This window comes from Roseovarius sp. B-10, from assembly GCF_056859295.1.
The window spans coordinates 140,628-160,364 of the sequence record NZ_JBSXOE010000032.1 but is presented as its reverse complement, the minus strand read 5'-3'; the positions used below and the strand labels follow the sequence as shown (position 1 = coordinate 160,364).

General features: G+C 65.9%; 19 protein-coding genes and 1 other RNA gene. 15 read left to right on the top strand and 5 right to left on the bottom strand.

The annotated features are described in order from the left end of the window. Positions 1 to 23: 23 nt before the first annotated feature. Positions 24 to 1,109: a site-specific integrase gene (locus AC13D8_RS09840; RefSeq protein WP_482968672.1), complete on the bottom strand. Its 1,086-nt coding sequence runs from the start codon at positions 1,107 to 1,109 to the stop codon at positions 24 to 26. 99 nt (positions 1,110 to 1,208) lie between these two features. On the opposite strand from AC13D8_RS09840, the gene dusA reads away from it, so the two are divergent. Further along, positions 1,209 to 2,219 carry a tRNA dihydrouridine(20/20a) synthase DusA gene (gene dusA, locus AC13D8_RS09835; RefSeq protein ID WP_482968671.1) on the top strand — a complete coding sequence of 337 codons (1,011 nt, stop codon included), beginning with the start codon at positions 1,209 to 1,211 and terminating at the stop codon, positions 2,217 to 2,219. Positions 2,220 to 2,223: 4 nt separating this feature from the next. Here dusA and mnmH read toward each other — a convergent pair whose 3' ends face one another. The 4 genes from mnmH to cobS are packed head-to-tail and all read right to left on the bottom strand — an operon-like array spanning position 2,224 to position 6,837. Next, positions 2,224 to 3,258: a tRNA 2-selenouridine(34) synthase MnmH gene (mnmH, locus tag AC13D8_RS09830; RefSeq protein ID WP_482968670.1), complete on the bottom strand. Its 1,035-nt coding sequence runs from the start codon at positions 3,256 to 3,258 to the stop codon at positions 2,224 to 2,226. A gap of 2 nt (positions 3,259 to 3,260) precedes the next feature. Next, positions 3,261 to 5,135, bottom strand: a complete 1,875-nt coding sequence (cobT, locus tag AC13D8_RS09825; protein WP_482968669.1) for a cobaltochelatase subunit CobT — start codon at positions 5,133 to 5,135, stop codon at positions 3,261 to 3,263. Continuing rightward, positions 5,132 to 5,851, bottom strand: coding sequence for an aspartate/glutamate racemase family protein (locus tag AC13D8_RS09820; RefSeq protein ID WP_482968668.1), 720 nt, complete (start codon positions 5,849 to 5,851; stop codon positions 5,132 to 5,134). Before AC13D8_RS09820 ends, cobT begins: the two co-directional genes overlap by 4 nt. Beyond that, positions 5,851 to 6,837 (bottom strand): cobaltochelatase subunit CobS, encoded by a 987-nt coding sequence (gene cobS, locus AC13D8_RS09815; RefSeq protein WP_482968783.1) that lies wholly within the window; start codon positions 6,835 to 6,837, stop codon positions 5,851 to 5,853. The genes AC13D8_RS09820 and cobS overlap by 1 nt, the downstream gene beginning before the upstream one ends. Positions 6,838 to 7,005: 168 nt before the next feature. On the opposite strand from cobS, the gene AC13D8_RS09810 reads away from it, so the two are divergent. The 14 genes from AC13D8_RS09810 (at position 7,006) to AC13D8_RS09745 (ending at position 19,727) form a co-directional block, all read left to right on the top strand. Next, positions 7,006 to 7,548: a sigma-70 family RNA polymerase sigma factor gene (locus tag AC13D8_RS09810; protein WP_482968782.1), complete on the top strand. Its 543-nt coding sequence runs from the start codon at positions 7,006 to 7,008 to the stop codon at positions 7,546 to 7,548. Beyond that, the gene (locus tag AC13D8_RS09805) at positions 7,545 to 8,246 is read left to right on the top strand and encodes an anti-sigma factor (protein WP_482968667.1); all 702 of its coding nucleotides are present in this window, start codon (positions 7,545 to 7,547) and stop codon (positions 8,244 to 8,246) included. The genes AC13D8_RS09810 and AC13D8_RS09805 overlap by 4 nt, the downstream gene beginning before the upstream one ends. 87 nt (positions 8,247 to 8,333) lie before the next feature. Next, positions 8,334 to 8,688, top strand: a transfer-messenger RNA (tmRNA) gene (gene ssrA, locus AC13D8_RS09800). 50 nt (positions 8,689 to 8,738) lie between these two features. Next, positions 8,739 to 9,989 (top strand): chromate efflux transporter, encoded by a 1,251-nt coding sequence (gene chrA, locus AC13D8_RS09795; RefSeq protein ID WP_482968666.1) that lies wholly within the window; start codon positions 8,739 to 8,741, stop codon positions 9,987 to 9,989. A gap of 74 nt (positions 9,990 to 10,063) precedes the next feature. Then, entirely contained in the window at positions 10,064 to 10,531 is a 468-nt protein-coding gene (locus AC13D8_RS09790) for an SspB family protein (RefSeq protein ID WP_129432139.1), read from the top strand. Between the two features lie 100 nt (positions 10,532 to 10,631). Further along, positions 10,632 to 12,023: a class II fumarate hydratase gene (gene fumC, locus AC13D8_RS09785; RefSeq protein WP_482968665.1), complete on the top strand. Its 1,392-nt coding sequence runs from the start codon at positions 10,632 to 10,634 to the stop codon at positions 12,021 to 12,023. After that, positions 12,020 to 12,202 carry a DUF4169 family protein gene (locus AC13D8_RS09780; protein WP_104017280.1) on the top strand — a complete coding sequence of 61 codons (183 nt, stop codon included), beginning with the start codon at positions 12,020 to 12,022 and terminating at the stop codon, positions 12,200 to 12,202. Before fumC ends, AC13D8_RS09780 begins: the two co-directional genes overlap by 4 nt. A gap of 82 nt (positions 12,203 to 12,284) precedes the next feature. Next, complete coding sequence (locus AC13D8_RS09775) at positions 12,285 to 12,530, top strand: ribbon-helix-helix domain-containing protein (RefSeq protein WP_104017281.1); 246 nt, start codon at positions 12,285 to 12,287, stop codon at positions 12,528 to 12,530. 223 nt (positions 12,531 to 12,753) lie between these two features. After that, positions 12,754 to 14,403 (top strand): BCCT family transporter, encoded by a 1,650-nt coding sequence (locus tag AC13D8_RS09770; RefSeq protein WP_482968664.1) that lies wholly within the window; start codon positions 12,754 to 12,756, stop codon positions 14,401 to 14,403. 106 nt (positions 14,404 to 14,509) lie between these two features. Then, the gene (locus tag AC13D8_RS09765; RefSeq protein ID WP_482968663.1) at positions 14,510 to 15,730 is read left to right on the top strand and encodes an aminotransferase class V-fold PLP-dependent enzyme; all 1,221 of its coding nucleotides are present in this window, start codon (positions 14,510 to 14,512) and stop codon (positions 15,728 to 15,730) included. 48 nt (positions 15,731 to 15,778) lie between these two features. Then, positions 15,779 to 17,197 carry a cryptochrome/photolyase family protein gene (locus AC13D8_RS09760; protein WP_482968662.1) on the top strand — a complete coding sequence of 473 codons (1,419 nt, stop codon included), beginning with the start codon at positions 15,779 to 15,781 and terminating at the stop codon, positions 17,195 to 17,197. Between the two features lie 11 nt (positions 17,198 to 17,208). Continuing rightward, positions 17,209 to 18,450 (top strand): class I SAM-dependent methyltransferase, encoded by a 1,242-nt coding sequence (locus AC13D8_RS09755; RefSeq protein WP_482968781.1) that lies wholly within the window; start codon positions 17,209 to 17,211, stop codon positions 18,448 to 18,450. Beyond that, on the top strand, positions 18,451 to 18,909 hold the full coding sequence (locus tag AC13D8_RS09750; protein ID WP_482968661.1) for a TrgA family protein: 459 nt from the start codon (positions 18,451 to 18,453) through the stop codon (positions 18,907 to 18,909). It abuts the gene before it with no gap. After that, positions 18,906 to 19,727, top strand: coding sequence for an NUDIX domain-containing protein (locus AC13D8_RS09745; protein WP_482968660.1), 822 nt, complete (start codon positions 18,906 to 18,908; stop codon positions 19,725 to 19,727). The genes AC13D8_RS09750 and AC13D8_RS09745 overlap by 4 nt, the downstream gene beginning before the upstream one ends. The last annotated feature ends 10 nt before the right edge of the window (positions 19,728 to 19,737 follow it).

Sequence of the window (19,737 nt, the reverse complement as noted above, 5' to 3'; positions counted from 1 at the left end):
GCCCGCGTCAGCGGGCAGGGCGGTTAGGTCACCTTTGCAATCCATGGCCATTCTTCGTACCGGTCGCCTTGCTGACGGATATGAGTATACCCCTCCAAGCTCTTCCAAGACTTGTGACCGGTCACGGACGCCGCCTGCGGCACTGTGCGCCCCATTTCGAATAGTCGCGAAGTGCCTTCGTGGCGCATGTCATGGAAGTGCAAATCGTCGATACCTAGAAATTTGCAGGCTTCGGTGAAGCGGCGGCTGACTGTGTCTGAGTTGAAAGGGAAAATCTCAGCCATTTTTTGCGGCATGGCTTCGATAATGGCGCAGCACGGGTCGGGCAGTTCTACCCATGTATCGACGCCACCTTTCTCGCCGGGGTTCTTCATCTTCCGCACTAATATGCGCTGGTGCTGGGGTTCGTAATCGTCCCACGTGATCCTGCAAATCTCCGCCTGACGGCGGGTGCTGAAAATCGCGAAGGCCAAGACCTTATGCATCGGCATGGTTCGCGGGTTCGCTGCGGTGGCGCGCTCAAAGTACGTCATAAGTTGGTCAAGCTCTTCAAGGGTGGGGCGACGGTCGCGCCCCTCAGATTTGCTAACAAAGCCATGGCGCATGCAGACTTTTTGCGCATCTTTCATAGTCTGCTCATCTAGCGGGAACCCCCACAGGGGGCGCGCATCCGCAAATACCGCCGACAGGTGCGACAGGTAGTTGAGGGCGGTGGACGCGGAGTTGAGGCCGGGGCGGTTGTGTAGCTCCTTCACGAAAGACACAATGTCCGAAGACTCAATCCGGTCGCAGGGCATGTCCGCTATGTCATACTCTTCTCGGATCGTGCGCAGCACTTGCGCTTTGGTCTTGCCTATCTCTCGCATCGACTCGGCGATGTACTTGTCTATGGCGTCGCCCAGCGTCACCTTCTTTGCCCCACGGCTTTGCACCTTCCGTCCGGCTGCAATGTCTGCGTCAACCTCCTTCTCTCGTTTCTTCGCCCATGCTTCGGCGGTCTTGCGTTTGTCAAAGGTACGCGCTTCCTGATATGGGGGGTTTCGGCGTACAATCTGAGCCGTCACGCTGGTCTTGCCGCTCTTCAAGGTTCGTTCTCTGAAAGTGGCCATTCTTGTATGACTCCGGGCTGCTTCGTATGACTCTGAGTCATACTCATTGCGAAAAAGGGCGTAAATAGGCCAAAATGAGTAAAATGGTACGACTCCAGTATGGCAGAAAATGTAGCAAAACCAAATATTTCAAGAGTTTCACGGCTATCTGTCGCCCCGATGATGGACTGGACGGACCGCCATTGCCGGTATCTTCACCGGCTGCTGAGCCGTCATGCGCTGCTCTACACGGAAATGGTCACGGCGCCGGCCCTTGTCAGGGGCGGGGCGCTGCATCTGCTTGACCATTCCCCGCAGGAGCACCCGGTCGCGCTGCAACTGGGCGGGTCGGATCCGATTGAGCTGGCGCAAGCGGCGCGGCTTGGGGCGGAGGCGGGCTATGATGAGATAAACCTCAATTGCGGCTGCCCCTCGGACCGGGTGCAGTCGGGCACGTTCGGCGCGGTGCTGATGCGTGAGCCGCGCCTTGTGGCCGAATGCTGTGCCGCGATGATCGCCGCGCAGTCGCGCGAGGTCACCGTCAAGTGCCGCATCGGCGTGGACGAGCAAGACCCCGAGACGGTGCTGCCCGACTTCCTGTCGCGGCTTCAGGAGGCAGGCGTGCGGCGGGTCATCATCCATGCGCGCAAGGCGTGGCTCGATGGCCTCAGCCCCAGGGAAAACCGCGATATCCCGCCGCTGGATCACGATCTGGTGCGGCGGATGAAGGCGCGATTTGCCGATCTGCACATCTCGGTCAACGGCGGCATCACCTCTCTGGACGAAGCGCAGGCGCTGCTGGATCAGGGCCTCGACGGGGTGATGGTGGGGCGCGCGGCCTATCATCAGCCGGCCGATATCCTGTGCGCCGCCGACCGGCGCATCTTTGGCGTTCCCGGTCCGGATAGCACGCCCGAGGGCGCGGTGCGCGCCATGCTGCCCTATATCGAGGCGCATCTGAGCGCCGGTGGCAAGCTCAACCAGGTCACGCGGCACATGCTGGGCCTCTTCGCGGGCCGCCCGGGGGCGCGCGGCTGGCGGCGGATGTTGTCGGAGGGGGCCACGCGCCCCGGTGCCGGGCCGGAGCTTGTCGAGGCGGCGCTGGAGCAAGTGGTGCAGATGGCGGCCTGAGCGCTCAGCCGTGGCGGTCGGCGAGGCGGCGTGCGGCCACGCTGAGTGTGGCGTCCGACAGGTCGGGCAGGGCGAGCGGTGTGGCTTCTGCCTTGCTCACCCGCCGATAGCGCGGGTCGTAATGGGTGCGGATGAGGTCCTCGACCAGTGGTGCGAACTCTCCTGCCGCCGCCCGTGCCCGCCATGTGGCAACCTTTTCGTGCCCGTGATAGCGCACGAGGCGTTCGAGGATCGCGTCGAGCCGGGCGGGATCGGCGATCACGTCCTCGTATTCGGCGAGGATATGCCCCACCCGCGCCGCCATCGGCGCGTCAACCCGGATGCCGGGCGCCGATTTCATCGCCACGGCGAGCGCGGGCGGAAGGGTGATGCCCCCGATCCGCGCGCTCTCGGCCTCAAGGAAGACGGGGCGCGCGCGATCGAGCGCAGCCACACGCATGGCGAGCGCGCTCTCGAACGCCTTTTGCGAGGGCTGCTCCGTGCCGATGAGGCCAAAGAGCGAGCCGCGATGTCCGGCCAGCGCCTCGAGGTCGATGACCTGCGCACCCGCGGCGCCAAGATGCGCCAGTAGCCGCGTCTTGGCCGTGCCGGTGCCCCCGTCAACGAGCAGGACGGGGCAGGGAAAGGGGCTGTCGTAGAGCGCCGCCACCACCAGCCTGCGATAGCTGCGATAGCCGCCGACGATGGTGTCTGCGCGCCAGCCGATCTGTTGCAGGATAGAGGTGAACGAGCCCGACCTCTGCCCGCCGCGCCAGCAATAGACCAGCGGTCGCCAGCCGCCATCGCGATCTGCCAGCGGCCCCTCGATATGCGCGGCGGCATTGCGCGCCACCAGCGCCGCACCGATCTTGCGGGCGAGGAACCGGTCCTCTTGCACGTAGATCGTGCCGACGCGGGCGCGTTCAGCGTCCGACAGCACCGGCAGGCTGATCGCGCCGGCGACGTGATCCTCGGCGTATTCCGCCGGAGAGCGCACGTCGATGACCTGATCGAAGGGCAGGGTACCGAGATCGCCAAGACTGTCGAGCGTGACCGGCACGCTCAGCTCGCCCGCCTTATGCCCATGACGCGGGCACGCGCGCGCGGGTCGCTGTCAAAGAGCGCGGCCAGTTGCTCGGTCATCGCACCGGCAAGCTGATCGGCGTCGGTGATGGTCACCGCGCGGTCATAATAGCGGGTCACGTCATGGCCGATACCGATGGCCAACAGTTCCACCTGCTTGCGGCGTTCGACCATCGCGATCACGTCGCGCAGATGTTTTTCGAGGTAGTTGGCGGGGTTGACGCTCAGCGTGCTGTCGTCCACCGGCGCGCCATCGGAGATCACCATCAGGATCTTGCGCGCTTCCTTGCGCGCCACGATACGCCGGTGCGCCCATTCCAGCGCCTCGCCGTCGATGTTTTCCTTGAGCAGGCCCTCTTTCATCATCAGCCCGAGATTGTCGCGCGTCCGCCGCATCGGCGCGTCGGCGGATTTGTAGACGATGTGGCGCAGGTCGTTCAGGCGACCGGGCAACTGCGGGCGGCCCTCGGCGAGCCATTTCTCGCGGCTCTGCCCGCCTTTCCACGCGCGGGTGGTAAAGCCCAGCACCTCGACCTTGACCGAACACCGCTCCAGCGTGCGGGCAAGCACGTCTGCGCAAATTGCGGCGATGGAGATGGGCCGCCCGCGCATCGAGCCGGAATTGTCGAGCAGAAGCGTCACCACCGTGTCGCGGAACTCGGTATCCTTTTCCACCTTGAAGCTGAGCGGCGTGGTGGGATTGGCCACCACGCGGGCAAGGCGACCGGCATCGAGAATACCCTCCTCGCGGTCGAATTCCCAGCTACGGCTCTGCTGCGCCTGAAGGCGTCGTTGCAGCTTGTTGGCGAGCCGCCCGACCGCACCCTTCAGCGGGTCGAGTTGCTGGTCGAGATAGGCGCGCAGGCGTTCGAGCTCGACCGGGTCGGCGAGGTCCTCGGCGCGGATTTCCTCGTCATGGCTGGCGTCATAGATCATGTAGCCCGGATCCGCCTCGGAGGCGGGCGGCGGCGGTGGCGGGTCGAGCGGCGCCTCGCCCTCGGGCAATTCCGTCTCGTCGTCCATGTCCTGGTCGGCCATCTCGTCGAGGCTGACCTGGGCCTGTTGTGCGTCCTGCTGTTCGTCCTGGCTGCGCTCGGGATCGGCGTCGGCTTCGTCCTCGTCGCTCTGGTCCTCGCCCTGGCTCTCGGGGTCGTCCTCTTCGCCGGTCTCTTCTGCCTCGTCTTCCTGGTCGTCATCGGGGCTGTCGGGGTCGTCGCCCAACTGGTCGCCATAGCCCAGATCCTCGATGATCCGGCGGGCGAATTTGGCAAAGGCCGTCTGATCGGCGAGCGTCTCCTGCAAGTTCTCCAGCGTGCCGCCCGCCTGCTCCTCGATGAAGCCGCGCCACAGCTCCATCACGTTCTGCGCGCCCGGTGGCAGGTCGCGCCCCGTGGCGAGGTGGCGGATGAGGTATCCGGCGGCGGCGGGCAGGGGGGCGTCGTCGGTCGAGGTGACGCGGTCAAAGCCGAGCCGCCCGGCTTCTTGCGCGATACGCGCGTCGATATTGGTGGCGGTGCCGGGCATATCGCGCGCACCCACGGCCTCGCACCGCGCGGTTTCCATCGCCTCGTAGAGGTCGCGCGCCATGTCGCCTGGCGGCGCGTAACGCGCATGCAGCGCGTCATCGTGGAACTTGTGTCGCAGCGCCAGCGCATCGGCGGTGCCACGCGCCAGCAAAACCTCCTCGCGGGTCATCCGGCGGCTCACCTGCGGCAGGCGCATCGCATCGCCCGAAATCCCCGCCGGATCGACCGAGTAGCTCACCGTCAGGTCGGTGTCGTCGGCCATCACCTTGGTGGCATTGGCCAGCGCCTTCTTGAACGGGTCGGCGGGGTTGTCGGAGGGTTTTGTCATGGCATCGCCGCCGTTTCTTCAAGACTGCGCCGCCCGGCCGCGAGGTCGGCCAGAACCGACACATGCACGTCGAGCGCATCGATCACTTTATAGCCCGTATCCTGACCGTCAAAAGCCAGGTTGAGGTCTGTGCCGGCCAGGAGGACCGCTTCGGCCCCTTGTTCAGCGACCATCCGTCGTCCGGCATCAAGAAAGAGCGCGCGTTGCGTTTCGGTGCATCGCCCGGTAACCGCCATGTCCTGATAGCTTTGTCCCAGCGTCTCGATCTCGTCGTCGATGGCGACGGCCTCGGTCTTGTGCAACTGGCCATAAAGTCGGGTGCGCATGACGACGCGGGTGCCCAGAAGACCGACCCGACGGATGCCGGTTTCCGCGAAATGATCGTCAAGAGGGGCCACCGCCGAGACGAGGGGCAGTGGCGAGCGCTGCGCCGTCTCGTCGAAACAGAAATGCCCGCCGAGCGAGGTGATCGCTGCACAATCTGCGCCCGCTGCTTTCAAGCGGCCGATCAGGGAGAGATAGATTTCCGCCTGCTCTTCGCGACGGTCGGCGAGGTTGTTACGAATAAGATCCTGCACGTCCGCATGGACGATTGTCAGTTCAAGCCGTCCGCCAAGCCGCGCAACGGCGGTCGTCAGGCGTTGATAGTAAACGACTGTCGCCGCCACGCCGATGCCGCCGATCAGGCCGATATGGAGGCCACCGGCAGCCGACATTACTGTACGCTCACGTTCGCCGCGCTCTCGGGAAGTTCCTCGTCGAAGCAGCGCTGGTAGAATTCCGCCACGGTCTGGCGCTCCAATTCGTCGCACTTGTTGAGGAAGGTGAGCCGGAACGCATAGCCCACGTTGCGGAAGATGGTGGCGTTCTGCGCCCAGGAGATCACGGTGCGGGGGCTCATCACGGTCGACAGCTCGCCATTCATGAAGGCGGTGCGCGACAGATCGGCCACCGTTACCATGCGGCTGACGGTCTGGCGCCCCTCGGCGGTGTTGAAGATCGGGTTCTTGGCCAGCACGATCGCCGTCTCTGCGTCGTGGCTCAGGTAGTTGAGCGTGGCCACCAGGTTCCAGCGGTCCATCTGGCCCTGGTTGATCTGCTGCGTGCCGTGGTAAAGCCCCGTGGTGTCACCGAGGCCAACAGTGTTGGCCGTGGCGAACAGGCGGAAATACGGGTTGGGCGTAATCACCTCGTTCTGGTCGAGCAGCGTCAGCTTGCCATCCGCCTCCAGCACCCGCTGGATCACGAACATCACGTCCGCGCGCCCGGCGTCGTATTCGTCGAACACGATGGCCGTGGGGTTGCGCAGCGCCCAGGGCAGGATGCCCTCGTGAAACTCGGTCACCTGCACCCCGTCGCGCAGCTTGATCGCGTCCTTGCCGATGAGGTCGATCCGGCTGATATGGCTGTCGAGGTTGACCCGCACGCAGGGCCAGTTGAGCCGGGCCGCGACCTGCTCGATATGGGTGGATTTGCCGGTGCCGTGATAGCCCTGGATCATCACCCGCCGGTTGTGGGAAAAGCCCGCGAGGATGGCCAGCGTCGTATCGGGATCGAATTTGTAGGTCGAATCGAACTCGGGCACCCGTTCGCTGCGCTCGGCAAAGCCCTTCACGATCATGTCTGTGTCGATGCCGAAAACCTCGCGCACGGCGATTTCCTCGGTCGGTTTCGCGTTGATGTCAATCGTGCCGTCAGCCAATTCGCCGGTCCTTCGATAGGGTCGCTGTTTCATTGGTGTCGTGGTGCAACATATCGCGTGGAAGGGCAAGGGGAAGGGTCAAGATCGGGTTGGCCTCATGGTTCGTCCGCACTGGTCATACCGGCCTTTCGTGCTAGGATGGCGTGCGAACGGGACAGTGGCGAGCATATGGCGACGCGCGACGACATAGAACGGTACATCCTGCGCGCCGCGCAAGGGGACCGGACAGCGTTCAAGGCACTCTATGACGCCACGTCGGCGAAACTCCTGGGCGTTGCCCTGCGTGTGTTGAATGACCGCGCGGAGGCCGAGGATGTGTTGCAGGAAATCTACGTCAAGATCTGGCACAATGCCGCGCGTTACAATGTCAACGGGCTGAGCCCCATGACCTGGCTGATAACGATCGCGCGCAACAGCGCCGTCGACCGCCTGCGCAAGCTGCGCCGGGCCGGGACGACCGACGTGCTCGAAGACCGGATCGCCGACACCGGGGCAGGGCCCGAGACGCAGGCCATCGCCGCCTCCGAGCGGCGGCGGCTCGACGCGTGCATGGAGGAGTTGGCCGCGCCGCGTGCCGAGGCCGTGCGCCGTGCCTATCTCGACGGCGAGACCTATGCCGATCTCGCGGCGCGGTTCGACGTGCCGCTCAACACGATGCGAACATGGCTGCGCCGCAGCCTCTTGAAGCTGAAGGAGTGTCTGTCGCGATGAGCGATCAGGACCAGCCAGACCGGGACGAGGACCACATCCTCGCGGGCGAATACGCGCTCGGCCTGCTTTCGGCAGAGGAGGCGGCGGCGTTCGAGGCGCGCATGGTGCGCGACCCGGACCTGCGCGCCGCCTACGCGCAATGGGCCACGGATTTCGCCGACATGACCGACGAGATCGCGCCGCAGGCCCCGCCCGCCCATGTCTGGCAGCGGATCGAGGCAGGGCTATTTCCTGACGCCCGGCCCCGCGCCGGCTGGATGCGGCGGCTGGCGCTCTGGGGCGGCGGCCTTGCGGCTGCGGCGGTGCTGGTCCTGGCGCTCGTTACCGGTGGCGACTGGGGTGCGCCGCCGCAAGCGCCCGCCGAGGCGCTCTACCGCGCCGAGGTGGCCGCGGAGGATCGCAGCCTGGTGGTCGATGCCGTCTATGACGCCGCGACCGGCACCCTTTTGATCGACCGTGCGGCGGGTGCGCCCGCGCCGGGCCGCGCGCTGGAACTGTGGCTCATTGCCGGAGAGGCGGCGCCGGTCTCGCTCGGTGTTCTGCCCGAGGACCGGCGCGGGTCGATCCCGGTGCCCGACGCCCTGCGCCCGCGCCTGCCCGGTGCCGTCCTCGCGGTCTCTGACGAGCCCTCGGGCGGATCGCCCACCGGCGCACCCACAGGCGACGTGCTGGCCACCGGCGCGGTGCGCGACACCTAGACCGGCTGCTGAAAAACGCTTTCACCGCCGCCGGCCAAGCCCCCGCCCGGCCCTATCGCGTACAAATCGCGGGAGGCAGGTGCCGCCCCCCTAGGCAAACGCTCGCAAAGCTCCTATATTCGGGGTGTTCCCGGCAACGGGGACTATGGACATAAACGCGCTCGTAATAAGCGGATCGGACCCGGGGGCGGTACCCGGCGGCTCCACCAATAATCCTTCATTTGGGGATCATGGGGCCGAAACAGGATCGACGAACGTCTAAAGGGGTTATGCTTTGTCCCGGTGAGGTACCACCGTTATCGGTCCGAAACGTACAGTTGCAAATGACAACCGTGCTCCGGTGGCCGTTGCTGCGTAAGCAGTAACCAAACCGAAACTTAAGCCCTTGCCTCTAGCAAGGTAAGGCGGGGTTCGCAGGCACCTGGCAACAGAAGCCTGCACTTTCATTCAAATGTCGCTTGTCCCGATGCGTGTCGCGCGCCACAAGGACGCATGGGCGCGCCAACCTTTCCCGATCTGTTGCGCAGCTTCGCGCGGATCGGCCTGCTGAGTTTCGGCGGGCCGGCGGCGCAGATCTCGGTGATGCATGATGAGTTGGTGACGCGGCGCGGCTGGATGTCGGAAAACCAGTTTCTCGGCGCGCTGTCCTTTTGCATGCTGTTGCCGGGGCCCGAGGCGATGCAACTTGCCACCTATGCGGGCTGGCGACAGAGGGGCGTGCCGGGCGGGCTGATCGCCGGGCTGCTCTTCGTGCTGCCCGGCGCGGCGGTAATTCTCGGTCTCGGCTATGGCTATGCCATCTGGGGTGGCGTGCCGCTGGTGCAGGCGGCCTTCCTCGGCGTCAAGGCGGCGGTGGTGGCAATCGTGGTGCAGGCACTCTTGCGGATCGCGCGCAAGGCGCTGGCCACGCCCGGCCACTGGGTTGTGGCGGGGCTGGCATTCGTCGCGATGTTTGCGCTTGGCGTGCCGTTCCCGGCGATCATCGCGGCGGCGGCGCTCTGGGGATATTGGCAGAGCCGCAACACGCCGCCCGCGCCCGCGCCCGTGGGGACGGCGGTGCGGCCCGCAGACACGCTGCGCACGGCGCTCATATGGGGCGCGCTCTGGGCGGCGCCGGTGCTGGTGGCCTGGGGCGCGGGGGCTGCGTTCCTCACCGATCTGGCGCTGTTCTTCTCGAAACTGGCGGTGGTCACCTTCGGCGGTGCCTACGCGGTGCTGGCTTACATGGCCGACACGGTGGTGAGCGCCAAGGGCTGGATCACCGCCGCGCAGATGATCGACGCGCTTGGCCTCGCCGAGACCACGCCCGGCCCGCTGATCCTGGTGACCGAGTTCGTCGGCCTTCTGGCAGGCTGGCAGGCCGGGGGGGCAGGGCTCGCGCTGGTGGCCGCGCTGCTCACCCTGTGGGTGACCTTCGTGCCCTGTTTCCTGTGGATTTTCACCGGTGCGCCTTATGTCGAGGCGATCCTCGCGCGGCCCCGGCTCAAGGGGGCGCTGGCGGGAATATCGGCGGCCGTGGTGGGGGTGATCCTCAACCTGTCGCTGTGGTTCGCATTGCACGTGGTGTTCGGGAAATTGCGAGAGAGCCCGGTCGGTCCGGTGCCGGTCTGGGGGACCGTGTCCTGGACTGGCTTGGGGCTGACGGTACTGGCGGCGGTGCTGCTTCTGTGGGTGCGGGTGCCGATGGGCCGCGTCCTGGCGCTGATGGCGGCGCTCGCGGCGGCGGGACATGTTTTGATCTGAGGCTTGCTCGCAGGCTCTTTCGTTTCGATCCGAATCCCCTATGCTGACAGTGTCGATCTTGTTCGAGGTAAGGAATGACCCGCTCCATCGATTACGGAACCCTGATGCATCGCGCGATGCGTGGCCTCATCCAGGAGGTTCTGACGGACGTGGCCGAGAATGGGCTGCCGGGGGCGCACCATTTCTTCATCACCTTCGACACCACACATCCCGATGCCGAGCTGGCCGACTGGCTGCGCGAGCGCTACCCGTCAGAGATGACGGTGGTCATGCAGCACTGGTTCGAGGCGCTTGAGGTCAGCGACGACGGTTTCGGCGTGACGCTCAATTTCGGCGAAGCGCCCGAGCGGCTTTATGTGCCTTACGAGGCGATCCGCACCTTCGTTGACCCGTCGGTCGAGTTCGGCCTGCGGTTCGAAACGCAGGACAGCGACGATGACGAGGACGAGGACGACGGCGCCCCCTTCGAAGAGATGGACGGTGCGGGCGGCGCGCAGGAGGAGACCGGCGAGGTCGTGAGCCTCGACAAGTTCCGCAAGTAGCGGGTCACGAGCGGGGCGGGCCTTGGTATCCCGTCGTATACAGCATTGATCTTTCCGGCACCTGCGGTATGAACGGGAGAAACTGCCAAGGAGGCCCGCCATGACCGCCACCCGCACCGAATCCGACAGTTTCGGCCCGCTTGAGGTGCCCACCGACAAGTATTGGGGCGCGCAGACGCAGCGCAGCCTGATGAATTTCCCGATCGGCTGGGAGCGGCAGCCGGTGGCCATCGTGCGCGCGCTGGGCGTCATCAAGAAAGCCTGCGCGCAGGCCAACAAAGCATCCGGCAAGCTCGACCCGCGGATCGCCGACGCGATCATCGCGGCGGCGGGCGAGGTGATCTCGGGCGATCTCGACGACCATTTCCCGCTGGTCGTCTGGCAGACCGGCTCTGGCACGCAATCCAACATGAACGCAAACGAGGTGATCGCCAACCGCGCCATCGAGATTCTCGGCGGCGAGATCGGATCGAAGGACCCGGTGCACCCCAACGATCACTGCAACATGGGGCAGTCCTCCAACGACACCTTTCCCACGGCCATGCATATCGCCGCCGCGATGAGCGTGCGCGACGTCGCGTTGCCGGGGCTGGAGGCGCTGGCGGCGGGGCTCGAGGCGAAATCCCACGAGTTCCGCGACATCATCAAGATCGGCCGCACCCATACGCAGGACGCCACGCCGCTGACGCTGGGGCAGGAATTCTCCGGCTACGCGCATCAGGTCCGGATGGGCATCTCTCGCGTCAAGGCCTGCCTTCCCGGCATATACGAGCTGGCGCAGGGCGGCACCGCCGTGGGCACCGGGCTCAACACCGCGCCCGGCTGGGGCGAGACGGTTGCGGCCAACATGGCGGAGATCACCGGCCTGCCTTTCGTCACCGCGCCCAACAAGTTCGAGGCTCTGGCGGCCCATGACGCGATGGTGTTCCTGTCCGGCGCGCTCGCGACGGTGGCGGGGTCGTGCTACAAGATCGCGAACGATATCCGTTTTCTCGGGAGCGGCCCGCGCTCGGGTCTGGGCGAATTGATCCTGCCGGAGAACGAGCCGGGCAGCAGCATCATGCCCGGCAAGGTCAACCCGACGCAGGCCGAGGCACTGACGCAGGTGGCGGCTCACGTGATGGGCAACGACGCGGCGATCAAGTTCGCCGGATCGCAGGGTCATTTCGAACTGAACGTCTACAACCCGATGATGGCCTACAACCTATTGCAGTCCATCCAGCTTCTGGGTGACGCCACGGCGAGCTTCACCGAGCGGATGCTCACTGGCATCGCGGCCAACGAGGACCGCATCGAGAAGCTGATGAAGGAATCGCTCATGCTGGTCACGGCGCTGGCGCCCACCATCGGCTATGACAACGCCACCAAGGTGGCCAAGACCGCGCACCGCAACGGCACGACGCTCAGGGAAGAGGCGATCAATCTTGGCTTCGTCGATGGCGAGACCTTCGACCGCGTGGTGCGCCCCGAGGACATGATCGGCCCGAGATGAGCGACACCCCGGTCAACCTCAACCGGATACGCAAGCATAAGGCGCGGGCGGCGAAAAAGGCCCGTGCCGACGAGAACGCGGCGCGTTTCGGGCGCACCAAGGCGCAGAAGGCCCGCGAAGAGGCCGAGGCCGAGAAGGCCCGCCACGTGCTGGACCTGCACAGGCGCGAGGAAGAGTGATGCGCGCTTCATCCTGGCTCAAATATCCCGGGGGAGTCGCGCGGAGGCGCGACGGGGGCGGCGCCCCTATCCCCCACGCCCGATGAGCGCGCGCCCCGTCAAGCGATCGCTCACGCTCCAGGGGCACCGCACGAGCGTGTCGCTGGAAGAGCCGTTCTGGCAGGCGTTCCGCGAGATCGCGCGCGCCGAGGGCCGCGCGCTCAACGCGCTCGCAGCCGAGATAGACGCCGCTCGCGACCCGGGAACCGGGCTTGCCTCGGCGATCCGGCTGCACGTGCTGGCGCATTTCAGGGCGCGGGCAGAGGCGGTTCAAAACCGTCATCGCTGAGCGCGCATGTCGTTTTCGGAATGATTCTCACCGCACCCGGTTGAAGGCCGCGTAAATGCCGCGTTACCCTGATGCCACGCGTGGACCGTCTTTTCGGGCGGCAGAAATGTCCGGCGGCGGCAGTCTCGTTGCCGCTGGAACAGGGAAAACCCGGCGGCACCGGGCAAGGGTTAGGCCCCGCAAAGGAGCCCCGAATGCCGTCGGCAAAACAGGAGGGACACGGATGTCAGACGACTCCGATATTCAGGGTATCCCCGCGCCGGAGGGCGCAGCGGATATCATCGACACCGATTACAAGATCGGTCAGGACAACATTCAAACGAAGATCGGGCCATTCGGGCTCGACATTCACAACCCGGTCTTCGTGATCTCGGGGCTGGTTGTCATCGCCTTCGTCGCCTATGCGCTGATCGCGCCGCAGCAAGCGGCGGATTTCTTCGGCTGGCTGCGTCCGGCGCTGACCACGACCTTCGACTGGTTCTTCCTGTCGGCGGCCAATATCTTCGTCATCTTCTGCCTGCTGCTGATCGTGACGCCCTATGGCTCGATCCGTCTCGGCGGCTCAGAGGCGACGCCGGATTACGGCTATCTGGGCTGGTTCGCGATGCTGTTTGCCGCCGGTATGGGCATCGGGCTGATGTTCTTCGGCGTTCTGGAACCCGCCTATTACTTCGGCACGCCCTGGGGCGACGAGCCGCTGGGCGCGGTGCGGCCATTCACCGAGGACGGCGTACTCATCGAGGAGAACATCGCCGAAGCGCGGCGCATGGCGCTGGCCGCTACCTCCTATCACTGGGCGCTGCACCCTTGGGCGATCTATGCCGTGGTGGCGCTGGCGCTGGCGCTATTCAGCTATAACAAGGGCCTGCCGCTCACCATCCGCTCGGCCTTCTACCCGATCCTGGGCGACCGGGTCTGGGGCTGGACCGGCCACATCATCGACACGCTGGCGGTGTTTGCCACGCTCTTTGGCCTTGCCACATCGCTGGGTCTGGGCGCGCAGCAGGCCAATGCCGGGCTGAACTATGTCTATGGCATCCCCGAAGGGGTGACGACTCAGGTGATCCTGATCATCGGCATCACGGCGATTGCGCTCATTTCGGTGCTGCGCGGGCTCGACGGCGGCGTCAAGGTGCTGTCGGAAATCAACATGGTAATCGCGCTGGCGCTGTTGCTCTTCGTGGTGTTCGCCGCCGGTGCGGCCAGCATCATGACCGAGTTCTTCAAGGGTATCGGCGCCTATTTCAAGGAGGTCATCCCGCTTTCGAACCCGGTCGGCCGCGAGGACACGGGCTACATGCAGGGCTGGACCGCGTTCTACTGGGCGTGGTGGATTTCCTGGTCACCCTTCGTCGGCATGTTCATCGCGCGCGTCAGCCGTGGTCGCACGGTGCGCGAGTTCATCACCTGCGTGCTCATCATCCCGTCGCTGGTTTGCGTGTTCTGGATGGCCGTGTTCGGCGGGGCCGCGATCAACGACATCATCGCCAACCCCGAAACCAGTGCCGTCAAGGCGCAGGTGATCGACAGCTACAACCCGCCGCTGTCGCTCTTTGCCATGCTCGAGTCGCTGCCGCTGGCGGCGATCACCTCGACCATCGGCATCGTGCTGGTGATCGTGTTCTTCGTCACCTCGTCGGATAGTGGCTCGCTCGTGATCGACACGATCACGGCGGGCGGCAAGGTCGACGCTCCGGTGTCGCAGCGTGTGTTCTGGTGCACCTTCGAAGGGCTGGTGGCGATTGCGCTGCTGCTCGGCGGTGGTTTGACATCGCTGCAGGCGATGGTGATATCCACAGGCCTGCCGTTCACGATCATTCTGCTGGCAATTTGCGTGATGATCTGGAAAGGGCTTGCCGCCGAGAAGCGCTGAGCGCGACCCGGAACTTAAAACCAGAGGCCCCCCGGTGCTTGCGCGCCGGGGGGCTTTGCTGTTTGGTGCCCGCAAATGATGGGAAAAACCAAGGGGGAGATGGCCAGTGATACTGGACAACGATTTCGTGCGCGCGCAGTTTCCGGCCTTTGCCGAGCCGACGCTGGCCGGGCAGGCGTTTTTCGAGAACGCGGGCGGTTCCTATACCTGCGCGCCGGTCATCGCGCGGCTGGAGCGGTATTACCGGCAACGCAAGGTCCAGCCCTACGGCCCCTATGAGGCGAGCCGTCTGGCGGGAGAGGAGATGGACGAGGCGAGGCAGAGGCTGGCCGCGATGATGGGTGTGGCCACGGACGAAGTGAGTTTCGGCCCCTCGACCACGCAGAACACCTATGTTCTCGCGCAGGCGTTCCGGCAGTGGATGCGCCCCGGCGAAGCGATCGTCGTTACCGATCAGGACCACGAGGCCAATTCCGGCCCGTGGCGGCGGCTGGCCGACGAGGGGATCGAGATCCGCGAGTGGAAGATCGACCCCGGCACCGGGCTGCTCGACCCCGCCGATCTCGATGCGCTGCTGGACGAGCGGGTGCGGCTGGTGTGTTTCCCGCATTGCTCGAACGTGGTCGGCGCAGTGAACCCGGTGGTGGAGATCACCGCGCTGGCGCATGCGGCGGGCGCGTTCGTTTGCGTGGACGGCGTGAGCTATGCGCCCCACGGCCTGCCGGAAGTAGGGCGGTTGGGCCCCGATATCTATCTCTTCTCGGCCTACAAGACCTACGGGCCGCACCAGGGCATCATGGTCATTCGCCAAGAGGTGGCGCGGATGCTGCCCAACCAGGCGCATCATTTCAACGCCGACACGCTCTACAAACGGTTTACGCCGGCGGGCCCCGACCACGCGCAGGTAGCGGCCTGTGCGGGCATCGCCGACTATATCGACACGCTGGCCACCCATCACGGCATCGCGGGCGATCCGGCGGCGCGCAACGCGGGTGTACACGAGGCGATGCGCACCCACGAGACCACGCTGTTGCAGCCGCTGCTGGATCACCTGAAGGACCGCAACCGCGTGCGCCTGATCGGCCCTTCCGACGCCACCGCGCGCGCGCCGACGGTGGCGCTGGCGCTCGACCGGCCCGGCGCCGAGGCCGCCGCCGATCTGGCCCAACGTGGCATCATGGCGGGGGGCGGGGATTTCTACGCGCATCGCCCGCTCGAGGCGATGGGCATCGACCCCGCCCACGGCGTCTTGCGGCTGAGTTTCGTACATTACACGAGCGGCGACGAGGTGGAGCGGCTGATGACCGCGCTCGACGACATTCTTTGATCCGCTCCCCAGCTCGTTGCGTAACACAACGAAAACACGAGGCAGGGGATGTCCGATCAAAGACCGGTAATAGTGTGGCTGCGGCGCGATCTGCGGCTTTCGGACAATCCCGCGCTGCGCGCCGCCTGCGCGGCTGGCGGGCCGGTGATACCCGTTTTCATCCATGACGACAGCGTGGCCTCATTGGGGGCCGCGCCGAAATGGCGGTTGGGCCTGTCGGTGGCATCGCTGGCGCGCGACCTGGAGGCGCGCGGCAGCCGGCTGATCCTGCGGCACGGCGATGCAGCCGAGGTGATCGCGGCGCTGGTGGCGGAGACGGGCGCGGGCGCGGTGCATTGGTCGCGGCTCTACGATCCCGATTCCATCGTGCGCGATGGCGCGATCGAGGCGATGCTGAAGGCGCGCGGCGTGGAGGCGCACATCCACAATTCCCACCTGCTGTTCGAGCCGTGGACGGTCGAGACAGGCACCGGCGGTTTCTACAAGGTCTACAGCCCGATGTGGCGCGCGGTGAAGGATCGCGAGGTGCCCGAGCCTGCACCTGGGCCCGCGCGCATCCCCGCACCCGAGGCGTGGGCCGCAAGCGATGCGCTGGCGGACTGGCGGATGGGGGCCGCGATGGATCGTGGCGCGGAGGTCTGCCTGCCCCATCAATGCGTGGGCGAGCAGGCGGCGCAGAGGCGGCTCGGTGTCTTCGTGGCCGAGACCATCGGCCCCTACAAGGACGCGCGCAACAACCCCGCCGTTTCTGGTACCTCGAACCTGTCGGAGAACCTGACCTATGGCGAAATCTCGCCCCGGCAGTGCTGGCACGCCGGGTTGCGGGCGCAGCACGAGGGCAAGCGCGGGGCCGAGCACTGGCTAAAGGAGCTGGTCTGGCGCGAGTTTGCCTATCACCTGATGTATCACACGCCGCAGATCCTGAGCCGCAACTGGCGCGAGGGCTGGGACGCGTTTGCGTGGACCAAGGGGCGCGCGGCGGACGTGCTGCGCTGGAAGCAGGGGCGCACCGGCATCCCCTTTGTCGATGCGGCTATGCGCGAGATGTATGTGACGGGCCGGATGCACAACCGCGCGCGGATGAACGTGGCCTCGTATCTGACCAAGCACATGATGGTGCACTGGCGGGTGGGGATGGACTGGTTCGCCGAGTGCCTGACGGACTGGGACCCGGCGTCGAACGCGATGGGCTGGCAATGGACCGCCGGCTGCGGGCCGGACGCCGCGCCCTATTTCCGCATCTTCAACCCCGAGACGCAACTGGCGAAATTCGATCCCCAGGGCGGCTATGCCCGAGCCTGGATCGCCGAGGCGCAGGCGCGGCCGCCGACCACGGCGCTGAGTTATTTCGATGCGATTCCACGACGCTGGGGGCTCTCCCCCGACGATCCATACCCCGCCCCGCTGATCGGTCTGGCCGAGGGGCGCAAACGGGCCCTTGCGGCCTATGAGGCAAGGGAGTTCTGATGATGAAGGACATGCCGAACGAGACCCGGCTGGCAAGTGCGGAGACGCCGCGCCGCAGTATCGCGGGCGAGAGCGGGCTGCCGCGCTATTTCGCGCGCTGTTACAACGTGGCGCAGGGGATGCGCGCCGGGAGGCTGGATATCTGCCTGCCCGACGGGCGGCTGTTTCGCGCCGAGGGTGCGGAGCCGGGCATCGAGGCGCGCATCGATATACACGACCGCGAGGTGTTCGCGCGTCTGGTGCGCGAGGGTTATCTGGGCTTTTGCGAGGCCTATCTCGACGGCGCGTGGTCGACGCCGGACCTACAGGCCTTTCTAGACCTGCTCAACGACGACAATGACGGCATCTACGACGGCTATCCGGGGCAGAAGCTTGCGCAAATCTACGAGCGCATCCGCTTCTGGTTCAAACGCAATTCGAAGAGCCAGGCGCGGCGCAACATCGAGTATCACTACGATCTGGGCAATGAGTTCTACGCGCAGTGGCTCGACGGGACGATGACCTATTCGAGCGCGCTGTTCGAGACCGGGGCCGACAGCCTGGAGGGGGCGCAGACCGCCAAGTATCGCGCGCTCGTCGATGCAATGGGCGTGAAGCCCGGCGATCACGTGCTGGAGATCGGCTGCGGCTGGGGGGGATTCGCCGAATATGCCGCCGCAGAGCGGGGGCTGCGGGTGACCGGGCTGACGATCAGCCCGGCGCAGCTTGCCCATGCGCGCGAGCGGGTCGCGCGGGCGGGGCTTGCGGACCGGGTGGAGCTGAAGCTCCAGGACTATCGCGACGAGCGGGGCCGCTTTGACGGTGTCGCCAGCATCGAGATGTTCGAGGCGGTGGGCGAGCGCTACTGGCCGGTGTTCTTCGACACCCTGCGCGACCGGCTCAAGCCGCGCGCGCGCGCCGCGCTCCAGATCATCACCGTCGAGGACCGCCGCTTCGAGAGCTATCGGCGGGACGTGGATTTCATCCAGAAATATATCTTTCCCGGCGGGATGCTACCCGGGCCCGCGGTGCTGCGCGAGCAGGTTCGGCGCGCGGGGCTCAGAGTGCTGGGATCGCGCGAGTTTGGCCAGAGCTACTCCGAGACGCTCCGGCGCTGGCACGCGCGGTTCGACGCGCACTGGCCAGAGATCGCCGCGCAGGGCTTTGACGCGCGGTTCCGTCGGATGTGGGAGTTCTACCTTGCCTCTTGCGCGGCCGCGTTCAAAGGCGGTAGTTGCGATGTTACGCAGATAACCCTCGCAAGGCCCGGCTGAATGCCCGTTACCGACACCATGCCCACCTCTGGCAAGCTGATGGCCGCGTTCGGGCTGGGGGCGCTGGGCTGGATCGGGTCCGAGCTGTTTCGCCCGCTGATGGAAGAGGGCACCGATTTCGGCTGGTTCAATTATGTCAACGTGGTGCTTGGCCTTCTCTGCGGTTGGCGGGTGACCGGGCGGAGGTTGGGATTCGGCTATGCTACCGGCATCAGCGCCGGGCTAACGGGCATGGCCGCCCTGGTGTTCTGGGCGTTGTTTGTCCAAAGTTTCAACGAGATGCTGCGGCTTGCGCTCGACGGGCGCATTACAGGGTTCATGAATGGGCTCACCGAGATGTTCGAGCTTGCCACGGAATACGGGCTGGTGATGCTCGACGGCACGCTGATCGGCGTGCTGCTGGCGGGCGGGTTCCTTACGGGGGCCATCGCGGAATGGGCCGAGCGGCGGTGGTCGTGAGCGATACGCAGACGCGGGAAGGGTATATCGCGGCGGTGCTGGGCCCGGACGTGCCTTCGGCGCTGCGGCACGAGGCCGAGCCGGAGGTGATGCGCGGTCACGATCGCGGTGTCCCGGCAGAAGAGATGGCCGCGCGCCGCGCGATGATCCTCTCGCGGGCTTGGGCGCGGATGGCGGCGCGGGCGGCCCCTGCGCCAGCGGGTCTGCGCAGCGACATGCCGCGCGTTGCTGTCGCGGAGGAAAGCGTCGAGATCACGCATGACGGGTTCTTTCTTACCCGCCGTTACGGCCTGCGTCATCCGCGCTTTGACGGCGGGCAGAGCCCGCAGGTCTCGCGCGACGTTTTCGTGGCGACCGACGCGGCGCTGGTGCTGCCCTACGATCCGGCGCGCGACCGGGTGCTGTTGGTCGAGCAGTTCCGCATGGGCCCTTACGGGCGTGGCGATCCGCTGCCGTGGATGCTCGAGCCGGTGGCGGGCCGCGTGGATGGCGGCGAAACCCCCGAAGAGACTGCCCGGCGCGAATGCATCGAGGAGGCAGGACTGGAGCTGCGCGGGCTGGAGCAGATTTCCAGCCATTACTGCACCCCCGGCTATTCCACGGAATTCTTTCACCTTTTCGTCGGCCTTTGCGATCTGCCCGAGGCCCGGCAGGGGCGCGGCGGGTTGGCCACGGAGAACGAGGATATCCGCACCCACGTCATCGGATTCGACCGCGCGATGGGTCTGGTGGAGAGCGGCGAGGCCAATAACGGGCCGCTGGTCTTGAGCCTTCTGTGGCTTGAGCGGGAGCGTGCACGCCTGCGGGCGGCGGGTTGAGTTCCCCCCG